General features: G+C 55.6%; 11 protein-coding genes and 1 other annotated feature. Of the genes, 4 read left to right on the top strand and 7 right to left on the bottom strand.

The annotated features are described in order from the left end of the window. Nucleotides 1–76 precede the first annotated feature (76 nt). A complete protein-coding gene (locus tag AU511_RS00350; RefSeq protein WP_094108405.1) occupies nucleotides 77–1117 on the top strand; it encodes a UDP-glucose--hexose-1-phosphate uridylyltransferase in 1041 nt (346 codons plus the stop codon). Nucleotides 1118–1126: 9 nt separating this feature from the next. Further along, nucleotides 1127–2293, top strand: coding sequence for a galactokinase (gene galK / locus AU511_RS00345; protein WP_094108404.1), 1167 nt, complete (start codon nucleotides 1127–1129; stop codon nucleotides 2291–2293). A gap of 70 nt (nucleotides 2294–2363) precedes the next feature. Here galK and thrC read toward each other — a convergent pair whose 3' ends face one another. From thrC to AU511_RS00320, 5 genes are all read right to left on the bottom strand, one after another. Continuing rightward, nucleotides 2364–3653 (bottom strand): threonine synthase, encoded by a 1290-nt coding sequence (gene thrC / locus AU511_RS00340; RefSeq protein WP_094100638.1) that lies wholly within the window; start codon nucleotides 3651–3653, stop codon nucleotides 2364–2366. A gap of 3 nt (nucleotides 3654–3656) precedes the next feature. Beyond that, nucleotides 3657–4586: a homoserine kinase gene (gene thrB / locus AU511_RS00335; protein WP_094100639.1), complete on the bottom strand. Its 930-nt coding sequence runs from the start codon at nucleotides 4584–4586 to the stop codon at nucleotides 3657–3659. A gap of 2 nt (nucleotides 4587–4588) precedes the next feature. Further along, nucleotides 4589–7048 carry a bifunctional aspartate kinase/homoserine dehydrogenase I gene (gene thrA / locus AU511_RS00330; protein ID WP_094100640.1) on the bottom strand — a complete coding sequence of 820 codons (2460 nt, stop codon included), beginning with the start codon at nucleotides 7046–7048 and terminating at the stop codon, nucleotides 4589–4591. A gap of 87 nt (nucleotides 7049–7135) precedes the next feature. Beyond that, nucleotides 7136–7254 (bottom strand) — a sequence feature (Thr leader region). Beyond that, nucleotides 7190–7261: a thr operon leader peptide gene (gene thrL / locus AU511_RS17955; protein WP_072000207.1), complete on the bottom strand. Its 72-nt coding sequence runs from the start codon at nucleotides 7259–7261 to the stop codon at nucleotides 7190–7192. (Overlaps the previous feature by 65 nt.) Nucleotides 7262–7459: 198 nt before the next feature. Next, nucleotides 7460–8161 (bottom strand): tRNA/rRNA methyltransferase, encoded by a 702-nt coding sequence (locus AU511_RS00320; RefSeq protein ID WP_094108403.1) that lies wholly within the window; start codon nucleotides 8159–8161, stop codon nucleotides 7460–7462. A 788-nt stretch (nucleotides 8162–8949) separates the two neighbouring features. Here AU511_RS00320 and arcA point away from each other — a divergent pair. Next, on the top strand, nucleotides 8950–9666 hold the full coding sequence (gene arcA / locus AU511_RS00315) for a two-component system response regulator ArcA (protein WP_026739041.1): 717 nt from the start codon (nucleotides 8950–8952) through the stop codon (nucleotides 9664–9666). 49 nt (nucleotides 9667–9715) lie between these two features. Here arcA and creA read toward each other — a convergent pair whose 3' ends face one another. Continuing rightward, nucleotides 9716–10195 (bottom strand): protein CreA, encoded by a 480-nt coding sequence (gene creA / locus AU511_RS00310; RefSeq protein ID WP_026739040.1) that lies wholly within the window; start codon nucleotides 10193–10195, stop codon nucleotides 9716–9718. Between the two features lie 211 nt (nucleotides 10196–10406). Here creA and robA point away from each other — a divergent pair, with 211 nt between their 5' ends. Further along, complete coding sequence (gene robA / locus AU511_RS00305; RefSeq protein WP_094108402.1) at nucleotides 10407–11276, top strand: MDR efflux pump AcrAB transcriptional activator RobA; 870 nt, start codon at nucleotides 10407–10409, stop codon at nucleotides 11274–11276. Here robA and gpmB read toward each other — a convergent pair. Then, on the bottom strand, nucleotides 11273–11923 hold the full coding sequence (gene gpmB / locus AU511_RS00300; RefSeq protein WP_094100643.1) for a 2,3-diphosphoglycerate-dependent phosphoglycerate mutase GpmB: 651 nt from the start codon (nucleotides 11921–11923) through the stop codon (nucleotides 11273–11275). The two genes, robA and gpmB, sit on opposite strands and share 4 nt — an antisense overlap. Between the last annotated feature and the right edge of the window lie 19 nt (nucleotides 11924–11942).

Raw genomic sequence — 11942 nt, 5'->3', positions numbered from 1 at the left:
CTTATCCAGCCCAAAAACGGACCCACACATTGTACTAAGGCACGTTGGTCCCGGTGATGACACAGGAGTCGTCCATATGTTGTTTGAACCCACAGAACACCCACACAGACGCTTCAACCCGCTCAAAGGCGACTGGGTGCTGGTCTCGCCGCATCGGGCCAAACGGCCCTGGCAAGGACAGCAGGATAGTCCCGATCTGACGACGCCCCCCGCCCACGATCCGAACTGCTATTTATGCGCCGGAAACCCCCGGATATCCGGGGAGACCAACCCCAACTACAGCGGCACGTTTATCTTCGCCAACGATTTTTCGGCGCTGCTTCCGGATACGCCGGATGTCCCGTCAGGCAACGACCCACTGTTTCAGATGAGCGACGCGCGCGGGTTGAGTCGCGTGATCTGCTTCTCCCCCGACCACAGCAAGACGCTCCCCCTACTCCCCCTTCCCGCGTTGCGGGCCGTGATTGATACCTGGGGCGATCAAACCGCGGAACTGGGAGCCCGGTATCCGTGGGTGCAGGTGTTCGAAAATAAAGGCGCGATGATGGGCTGTTCCAACCCGCATCCGCATGGGCAGGTCTGGGCTAATGACTTTCTGCCCAACGAGGCGCTGATTGAAGACCAGCAGCAACGCGACTACCTGACGCGGTACGGCACACCGATGTTGCTCGACTACATGCAACGCGAACAGCAATCGGGCGCACGCACGGTGGTAGAAACCGAGTACTGGCTGGCGGTGGTCCCTTACTGGGCGTCGTGGCCGTTTGAGACGCTGCTGTTGCCGAAGTTCGCCGTTCGTCGACTGCCACAGCTGAACGAGCGACAGCGCGACGATCTGGCGCTCGCCCTGAAAAAGCTGACCAGCCGCTACGACAATCTGTTCCAGTGTTCATTCCCTTATTCGATGGGGTGGCACGGCGCGCCCTTCACTGCGGAAAGCCACGACCATTGGCAGTTGCATGCGCATTTCTATCCGCCGCTACTGCGCTCCGCCAGCATCAGAAAATTTATGGTGGGCTATGAAATGCTGGCGGAAGCCCAGCGCGACCTGACGGCAGAGCAGGCGGCGGAACGCCTGCGCGCGGTCAGCGACATTCACTTTCGCGAACACGCCTGAGGCCAACTGATGACAACTCGCATCACCCACTTGAAAACGACCGCAGACGCGGTTTTCCAGCAGACCTTCGGGTTTGCGCCGGCCGCCTTCATCCAGGCGCCGGGCCGCGTCAACCTCATCGGCGAACACACCGACTATAACGAGGGCTTTGTCCTGCCTTGCGCAATTGACTACCAAACCGTGATCGCCGCCCGCCCGCGCCATGATGACCGCATCCGGGTCGTCGCCCTCAATTTCGATAAACAACAGGATGAGTTCGAACTGACGCAGGATATCGTGCCGCATCCGACCTTCGGTTGGGCTAATTACGTCCGCGGTACGGTGAAGTGTCTGTTGATGCGCGGCGTCGACCTGACAGGGATGGATATGGCAATCGTCGGCAACGTGCCCACAGGCGCAGGATTAAGCTCTTCGGCGTCGCTGGAAGTCGCCATCGGTCAGACCTTTAAGGCGCTGAATGGGCTGCCGCTCAGCCAGCTAGAGATCGCGCTTAATGGGCAGAAGGCGGAGAACACATTCGTCGGCTGTAGCTGCGGCATTATGGATCAGTACATCTCAGCTCAGGGACGCATCGGTCATGCCCTGCTGATCGACTGCCGTTCGCTGGATCACTCGCCGGTGAAAATGCCCGCCGGGATCGCCGTCATGATTGTTCACTCCAACGTCCATCGTGGTTTGGTGGACAGCGAGTACAACCTGCGCAGGCAGCAGTGCGAAATGGCCGCGCGCCACTTCGGCGTCGCAGCGCTGCGGGATGTTTCTCTCGATCGGTTCTTGCAGGAAAAAACGGGGCTGGACGATCTCGCCGCGCGCCGCGCTCGCCACGTCATCACGGAAAACGCCCGTACGCTGTCCGCCGCCACAGCGCTGACCGCAGGCGATATGGCGAGTCTGTCCTTGCTGATGATGCAGTCGCATCATTCCATGCGGGATGATTTCGACATCACGGTCCCGCCCGTCGATACATTGGCGAAACTAATTCAGGACGAAGTCGGCGATCAAGGCGGCGCGAGAATGACGGGAGGAGGTTTCGGAGGGTGTGTCGTCGCGCTGGTGCCTTCAGAAATGACGCGCGATATCAGCTCAGTGATTCAGCGGGAATACCCGCGCCTGACCGGCCTGCAACCCACGCTGTACATCAGTCAGCCATCCGACGGCGCGGGCCTGCTGGCCTGACGCCTGCAACGCCGCCGGACTTTCGCAACCACCGTAAGGAGGAGGATCTCCTTACGGGTGGCGGTGGGGTTTACCGCGGCAGTTCCATCAAAAACTTGCGCAGCTGGGCGAAGTCGGGACCGAAATGGTGGGACAACAGTTCCAGATCGGCGCGCTCCGCCAGCGCCGCGGGCAGTTCCAGAGTTTTACCCAGAATCTCTTCCACGCTCTCTTTGAACTTCGCCGGGTGCGCCGTTCCCAGGAACAGGCCGAACTCTCCCGGCTGTAGCTGATCGCGCAGTAGACGATAGGCGATGGCCGCGTGAGGCTCAGAGGTGTAGCCCAGCGCTTCCAGCTCGTGCATCGTCTCCTTGGTTGTCTCGTCACTGACCGCGCCGAAGCCCAGCGTATTCAGCTGCCAGTTTTTACGGCGATAGAGCTCTTCCACGCGCGGCCAGTTGTTCGGTTGGCTGACGTCCATCGCGTTCGACAAGGTGGCGATGGTCTGTTTTGGCTGCCACGCGCCGTTTTGCAAGAAGCGCGGCACGGTATCATTCGCATTGGTCGCGGCGATAAAACGTTTTACCGGCAGGCCCAGCGATTTGGCGAGCAGGCCGGCGGTCAGATCGCCGAAATTTCCGCTCGGGACAGACACCACCAGCTGATTACGCGCTTCCTGAGGCAGCTGCGCGACGGCTTCAAAGTAGTAGCAAATCTGCGCCAGCAGGCGGCTGATGTTGATGGAGTTGGCCGAGTTCAGACCGATCGTGTCTTTCAGTTCCTGATCGTCAAATGCCTGTTTCACCAATGCCTGACAGGCGTCGAAGTCACTGTCGACGGCAACGGTATGGATGTTGCCCCCCAGCGTACAGAACAGTTTTTCCTGCAGCGGGCTAATTTTACCGCGCGGGTACAGGATAACGACGCGCACGTTTTCCAGACCGTAGAAGGCATGCGCCACCGCGGCGCCGGTATCCCCGGAAGTCGCGGTCAGAATGGTGATCTGCTGATCGCCGGCGACTTCCGCCAGCATCTGGGCCATGAAGCGGCCGCCGAAGTCCTTAAAGGCCAGCGTCGGACCGTGGAACAATTCCAGCGCTGCGATATCTTCGCTGACTGGCACGACCGGGGCTGGGAAAGCGAACGCCGCCTTGACCCGCTGGTAAACCGTTTCAGGCGGCAGCTCGTCGCCGATGAAAGCCGACAGAATACGGCTGCTGCGGGTCACGAAGTCCTGCTCCAGCAGCTCATCGACCGCCGTCAGATCAAACTCCGGCAGATCCAGCGGGAAAAATAGACCTTGCTGGCTTCCCAATCCTTGTCGTATCGCCTGAGCAAAATCGACCTGTTCGTTATGATCTTTCAGATTGTACAGTTTCATGCGTTATCCCAATTGTCGCGCGCCGGACGTATCCAGACGGCAAATATGAACAAAACCTTCGTCATTTTGCAGATAGTTTACCCGCAGCCAGTCCGCGAGACGCTGCGCTACCGCCATGTCGTTGCAGATGGAAAAGAGTGTTGGACCGGAGCCGGAAATCCCGGTCGCAAGCGCGCCGATTTCCTGCGCAGCCTGCCGTGCTTCGGCGAAACCGGGCAGCAGCTGGGTGCGGTAAGGTTCCGCAATCACATCGTGTATCAGCGTCGCCGCCAGTTCAGCCTGACCGGTATGACACGCGTGAATAAAGCCCGCCAAATAACGACCGTGTCGGATACAGTCCTGACGGCTGTAGCTATCCGGCAAAATCGCTCGCGCTTCTGCGGTCGATACTTTGATGCCGGGATAAGCCATCACCCACAACCAGTCGTCGAATCCCGGTACGGGTTGACTAACGATCCCGCACTCTTCCACCATCAGCTGAATCCCGCCCAGGAAACACGGCGCGACGTTGTCGTAATGGACGCTGCCCGAAATACGGCCTTCCAGCTCGCCCATCAGCGTCAGCAGGCGGTTGTCATCAAGCGGTTTACCGCAAAACTCATTCATCGCCATCAGCCCGGCGACCACGGAACAGGCGCTGGACCCGAGACCGGAGCCGATAGGCATATTTTTTTCCAGCGTCATCGCGACCGGCACGGTTTCGCCAATTTCCTGACAAAAACGCTCCCAGCATTGATAAACGATGTTGTCGCGGGCCTCTGTCGGCAGTTTGCTGACGAAGCGCCCTTCATTCTTCAGGCTGAACTCGTCAGCCGCGCTGACGGAGACACAGTCTCCCAGCAAAGAGCCGTCTACCGGCGAAACAGCGGCGCCTAACACATCAAACCCAACGCTCACATTCCCGATGGAGGCGGGTGCATAAATTTTGACCATGATTACACTCCCACCTTCCACGACAAGGTACGTAACAGGTCGGCGAATACGCCCGCCGCCGTCACGTCATTTCCTGCTCCGTAACCGCGCAGCACCAGCGGCAGGGGTTGGTAGTAGCGGCTGTAGAAAGCCAGCGCGTTTTCACCGTCTTTCACTTTGTACAGTGGGTCATTGCCACCCACCGCGCTAATGGCGACTTTACATTGCCCATCTTCAATCATACCGATATAACGCAGCACTTTCCCTTCGTCGCGCGCCTTTTCCACCCGGCGTTCGAACTCGCCGTCCAACTCCGGCAAACGAGCCATAAAGGTCGTTACATCGCCAGACGCATCGAAACTATCCGGCAAGACGGATTCGACCCGAATATCGTCCAGCTCCAGCTCGTACCCCGCTTCGCGCGCCAAAATCAGCAACTTACGCGCGACGTCCATACCGGACAGGTCGTCGCGCGGATCCGGCTCGGTATACCCTTTTTCTTTCGCCAACACGGTGGCCTGCGACAACGTCATGCCTTCATCCAACTTGCCGAAGATAAAGGATAGCGAACCCGACAGAATCCCGTTGAATTGAACCAGTTCGTCACCCGCGTTGAGCAGATTTTGCATGTTTTCAATGACAGGCAGACCAGCGCCCACGTTAGTGTCGTACAGGAACTTACGGCGAGAAGCGGCCGCCGCATCGCGCAGCTGGTGGTAATAGTTCAGGCTGCCGGTATTGGCTTTCTTGTTAGGCGTGACGACGTGGAAACCGTCTTTCAGGAAATCCACATACTGATCGGCCACGGCCTGATTGGAGGTGCAGTCCACAATGACAGGATTCAGCAGGTGATACTCTTTCACCAAGCGGCTCAGCGTTTCCAGATTGAACGGCTCGCGGGCTTTCGCCAGATCGTCGCGCCAATGGTCCATCGAGATGCCGTTGATATTCGTCAACAGCGCTTTCGAGTTGGCGATACCGCACACGCGCAGGTCGATGTGCTTTTGCTTGAGCCAAGGCTGCTGGCGATGAATCTGCTCCAGCAGAGCCCCGCCGACGCCGCCGACGCCAATCACGAAGACATCAATCATCTGCTCGGTGTTGAACAACATCTGATGGGCGACGCGCACGCCGGTGGTGGCGACGTCGTTGTTGACCACAACGGAGATGGAGCGCTCGGAAGATCCCTGCGCAATCGCGACAATGTTGATGTTCGCGCTGGCCAGCGCGGTGAACAGACGCGCCGACAGGCCGCGCAGCGTGCGCATGCCGTCGCCAACGACAGAGATTATCGCCAAACGCTGGATCACATCCAGCGGGTCGAGCACACCCTCTTTTAACTCCAGATAGAACTCACTTTCCAGCGTTTTGCACGCGTGGCGCAGTTCATTCTGAGAAACGCAGAAGCTAATGCTGTACTCAGAAGAGGATTGCGTAATCAGCACGACGGAAATACCCGAACGGGACATGGCGGCGAATACGCGGGCCGCCATGCCGATCATGCCTTTCATCCCTGGGCCAGAGACGTTGATCATCGCCATATCGCTGAGATTGGTGATGCCCTTCACCGGGTACTGTTTGTCGGAACTGTCGAGTCCAATCAACGTGCCGGGCGCTTTGGGGTTTTCCGTGTTTTTGATGAGGCAGGGGATCTGGAACTGAGCGATGGGGGCGATGGTGCGAGGGTGGAGAACTTTGGCGCCGAAGTAGGAGAGCTCCATGGCTTCCTGATACGACATCGACTTCAGTAACCTCGCGTCCGGTACCTGGCGCGGGTCACAGGTATAAACGCCGTCGACATCGGTCCAGATTTCGCAACACTCTGCGCGCAGACAGGCGGCCAAGACCGCGGCGGAGTAATCAGAGCCGTTGCGACCCAGCACCACCAATTCACCCTTCTCGTTACCGGCGGTAAAGCCTGCCATCAGGATCACATTGTCTTTGGGGATCGCCTGCTCGTTGATGCGACGGGTCGACTCGGCGATATCGACGGTGGACTCCAGATAATTCCCCTGCGCCAGCAGCTTCTCGATCGGATTAATGATCGAGACCTGATAGCCACGCGCCTGGAACAGGCCTTCCATGATAGCGATGGACAATTTTTCGCCGCGACAAATCATGGCGGCGTTGACGCTGTCCGGGCACTGGCCCAGCAAAGAAACGCCGTGGAGTACCTGTTTGATCAGCGCGAACTCCTGATCGAGCAGCGTGTTCAGACGTGCATAAGGAAACCCCGGCTGCGCTTTTTCCAAGCCGGACAACAGCGAAGAGAAAATTGTCTGTGCTTCGTTAAAATGCGTCTCAGTGTCGTGTCCGGCAACGGTTTTTTCGATCATCGCAACCAGATGGTTGGTAACTTTTGCCGGGGCGGACAAGACGGTGGCAACCTGTCCCTGCCGTGCATTACTTTCAATAATGTCGGCAACGCGAACAAACCGTTCCGCATTTGCCACCGAAGTCCCGCCAAATTTCAACACTCGCATTTTTATCTGTTCTCCTGAATTTCCGTCAACAAAAACGCTCACTGCATTCTTGATTGCCGCTTGTGGCAGGCAGGATTTCGCCTGCCATAAAAAAAAACCCGCACTGTGAAGTGCGGGCCTTTTTGGATTCTTCTTTACGCGTCAGCCCGCACCGCAATACATCGTATCGGTGATGGTAATAATAATCGTGGTGATCAGGCTAAATGGACGCATGGAATAGTCGTATCTCGTTCGTAATCAACTTTATCTGGCCCTATTAGTTAGGGCAATCACACCGCTAAGTCAATGGATTTCTGATTTTTCGCCCATGCTACGCACACAACCGGACAGACGGATAAACCACTAAAATATCCAACGACCACAGATTGAATTATAAAAAATAACCCAGTCTTATATTTGACTTCAAAAAACTCATTTCCCCTGATTTTCTTTCGGGAGCGCTTTTTCGATGTCGTGAAGCAGCATATGCAGCATCGCGGTATCCCGCTGTTCGAGCATGCCTAAACGCTGGTGCAGCCAATCCTTGAGTTTGGCATCCCGTTCCGCCCCGATATCCACCAGCAAGCGATCCATACGCTGACGCAGCGCGTTCAACTGCCCCGCTTGCGCTATCGGCGCGTTCTCCGATTGCACATTCATCAGCGACGATAGCTGGTGGCAATACACCATGACCGCCTGCCCTAGGTTTAATGAAGGATAGTCCGCCTGCATCGGCACGCCAGTCAGGACATCCGCCAGCGCCAGCTCCTCGTTGGTCAGCCCGGAGTCTTCACGACCAAACACCAGCGCAGCAGAAGAAACCCAGCTTCGCTTCTCTTCCATCACACCCTGCAACTCGGCTGGCGTGCAGTAATAGTGAAAACGCGCACGGCTGCGCGCCGTAGTGGCGACGGTAAAATCGACGTCAGCTAACGCCGCCGAAAGCGAGGGGAAAGTCTCGACGCCATCCAGAATGTCTCCTGAGCCATGAGCGACCCAACGGGCGGCGGGCTCCAGATGCGCACGGCTATCAACAACACGCAGCCGGGTAAAGCCCATAGTCTTCATTGCCCTTGCCGCTGCGCCCACGTTCTCAGCCCGCGCCGGAGCCACTAAAATAATATAAAACTGCATGACTGCCTCTTGAGATCCTGCATCGCCAAAACAAAACGCTTTTCCCTTCCGCGCTAAAGCGAGCAACGCGAGGGTAAGAGACAATTTATCACGGATAGCCGAATGGCAATGACAAAGGCATGGCTCGCGGTCCGCTGAAAGGCGTCAGCCAAACGTGATAAAAAGTAGGGAAAATTGTGCTTTCAGCGAAAAAGCCGTCAGATGCGAGGGAATAGAGAGGGAAAAATTAGGAATTAAACATTATTGCAACACAGCGGCAACAGCTGTTTGCCTGTTAATTTCCGCCGTAAAGATGACGCCGCGAATTGCCCGAGATAAAGCATCGGAAATAAAAAACCATTGGTATCACCCTATTACGAACTTTCTCTATCTTCAGTCACCCGAAAAACCACACAATTTTTGAGCCAAAACGATTCAATATACCGCCAAAATGTGACTTCAATTGACATTTTCATATCCGTTTTTCACAAAATTTTTAACGTGCTACAATCAAATTTGATGTATGTCAACAGAACCGTAAATTTGCTGGCTGGCGAAATCAGTGCTTACTGTTATGTTGCTGTTAATAAGGTTAAACTGTGCGCCACTTTTAAAAACTTGAGGCCGGGTTTAGCGCCTCCACTCACCAGCCATCAAAACACTTTGCGGGTGAGTAAAAGTGCATCGAAACGCATTTACGTACTTGAGTCAGTTGGCGCGTGAGACGGTGAACATTATTTCTAGAGCGCCTGAAGAATCCAGACTTTTGTACTTCTCAAATTATCAGTTGGCAATTTTAGGTAGCAAACATGCAGACCCCCCACATTCTCATCGTCGAAGACGAGTTAGTCACTCGCAATACCCTCAAAAGCATTTTCGAGGCCGAGGGATACATCGTTCACGAAGCCACCGATGGTGCTGAAATGCATCAGATCCTGTCTGAGAACGATATCAACCTCGTCATTATGGATATCAACCTGCCCGGTAAAAACGGCCTGCTGCTGGCGCGCGAACTCCGTGAGCAAGCCAGTGTGGCGCTAATGTTCCTCACAGGCCGTGACAACGAAGTCGACAAGATTCTGGGCCTGGAAATTGGCGCTGACGACTACATCACCAAACCGTTTAACCCGCGTGAACTGACCATCCGGGCACGCAACCTGCTTTCTCGCACCATGAATCTGGGCGGCGGCACGGAAGAACGCCGTCTGGTAGAAAGCTATCGCTTCAACGGCTGGGAGCTGGACATCAACAGCCGCTCGCTGATCAGCCCTAACGGTGAGCAATACAAGCTGCCGCGCAGCGAATTCCGCGCCATGCTGCACTTCTGCGAAAACCCGGGGAAAATCCAGTCCCGAGCGGAACTGTTGAAGAAAATGACCGGCCGCGAGCTGAAGCCCCACGACCGTACGGTCGACGTCACTATCCGCCGCATCCGTAAGCACTTTGAATCCACCGCCGATACGCCGGAAATCATCGCCACCATCCATGGCGAAGGTTACCGTTTCTGTGGCGATCTGGAAGAGTAATGAGATGAGCAGACCGGAACGAAACCCCGGTCTGCCCCTCTCCACGGCATTATTGCGTTTTTCCCCACGCCATGATTGGCACCGCGCTGAGCGCATTTTTGGGTGAACCGTCGATAACGCGGTCAGAATAAGTCAGATAGATCAACGCATTGCGTTTCTCATCATAAAATCTCACTACCTGTAATTTTTTGAAAATCAACGACGTGCGCTGTTGAAAAACAACGTTGCCCTTCCCTTTGCTCTTCGTGATTTTCTCACTTAACGTGATGGGTCCCACCTGTTGACACGAAATTGCCGCGTCAGCCGTGTCTTCAGCCAGTCCCAGTCCGCCCTTGATACCCCCCGTTTTCGCCCGGCTCAGATAGCAGGTGACGTTAGTCACATCCGGGTCGTCAAAAGCCTCCACCACAATTTTATGGTCGGGACCAAACAGCTTGAATACCGTATCTACGGAACCCACCTCTTCAGCACTCGCTGAAACCGCAACGCTTAGAAAGAGTCCGAGACTCAACAATGACTTTTTAAACATTCTGCAATTTTCCTGATATGTGGCCATCACTCATGGCGTGTAGAGGGACCTGAAGAAAACTTATTTTTCTTCACCTGTTGTGAATAGTCACTTTGCCGACGAGCACCCTTCATTCTTAACCTGAAATTCCAGGCAGTCGTAGATGAAAAAAGTTGCTATCATGCAACGTCTTATAACCTTTATCGCTCTGAGTGTTCTATGAGGACGAGCTATGGATCAAGCCAGTATCATACATGACCTGCTTAACTGGCTGGAAGGTCACCTGGATCAGCCTTTGTCGCTGGATAAAGTCGCGGCAAAAGCGGGTTATTCGAAATGGCATCTGCAGAGAATGTTCAAGGACGTTACGGGCCATGCCATCGGCTCCTATATCCGCGCCCGACGCCTGACCAAAGCCGCCGTGGCGCTATGCCTGACAAGCCGGCCCATTCTGGATATTGCTTTACAATATCGCTTTGATTCTCAGCAAACCTTCACTCGCGCGTTTAAGAAACAATTTTCCCAAACGCCGGCGTCATACCGTCGCTCAGATGACTGGAATACTCATGGCATTCAGCCCCCAATCCGACTGGGCGCGTTTACTATGCCCCAGCCTGAGTTCATCACACTGCCAGAACTAAAACTGGTAGGCCTGACGCAAATTTACAGCGGTACGTTGGAACAGCTGTGCCATTTCCGAATGGAGCTTAGAGTAGACTATTGGCGCCAATATCTCGGCGATGCCAAACAAATTCCAGACCGGTTATATGGGTTGGCGCACTCTCGGCCGAGCAAAGAAAAAGATGACGAGCATGAAGTGCTCTATACCACTGCGATGGAGCCCGATAACGTGCCGGAAGGCACAGCCCCAGGAGAATCCATCACCCTGCCGGGCGGCGAGTATGTGAAGTTCGACTATGAAGGCCCGAAAGATGATCTTCAGAACTTTATTGTCAGCCTGTATGACACCTGCCTGCCAACCTTTAAGCTGACCCGGCGCAAAGGATGCGACATCGAGCGTTTCAAGCTGTCCGGCGGAGTGAGACCGGATGAAGCACCTGCGGTAATTTGCTGCGAATACTTCATCCCGGTGCAGCGCTAGCGCTGCAGTTCGTCCAGTGCCGGGGCATCCAGATGGGATACGTCGCCGGCCGTCTCAACAACCCAACCAGAAGCCAGCCAAGGGCTCTGTTGGTGGTCAATACGGGACAGCGAACAATTGCGCAAACGAAGTCGGCGCTCTGCCCACGCAGGTAAACCCAGTAGCGTCCCGAGCAAACAGCCCAATGCAATACCGTGGCTCACCAACAGAGGACGACTACCGGGGGGCAGAGTCAGGCAAAACTCAAGCACCTTGTGCGTCCGCTCGGCCAATTCGGAGAGCGACTCCCCTTCAGGAATACGACCATCCCGTGTGCCATCCACAATCTGCTTGCGCCATCCTTCTTCCTCGCTATTCAGCGAGTCGATCAAACGCTCTTCCAGAACCCCCATGTTCAGCTCACGCAGGTTGGGTTCGAGCAGAATGGGGCAACCGCCGCAGCCCTCTGAAATAATTTCGGCCGTCTGGCGCGTTCGGCCCAGATCACTGGCAATGATGTGGGTAATTCCCAGATGTTTCACCCGTTCCGCCACGCGACGAGCCTGCTGCTCCCCCGCCGACGTCAGCTTGCTATCTGATTGACCCTGGATGCGCCGCGCCACGTTCCATTCGGTTTCTCCGTGGCGAACAAGATATACCTGTAACATGATTGTTTTCCGTTATACT

This window comes from Lonsdalea iberica, from assembly GCF_002111585.1.
Taxonomy (GTDB): domain Bacteria; phylum Pseudomonadota; class Gammaproteobacteria; order Enterobacterales; family Enterobacteriaceae; genus Lonsdalea; species Lonsdalea iberica.
This window is presented reverse-complemented; position numbering and strand designations above follow the sequence as displayed.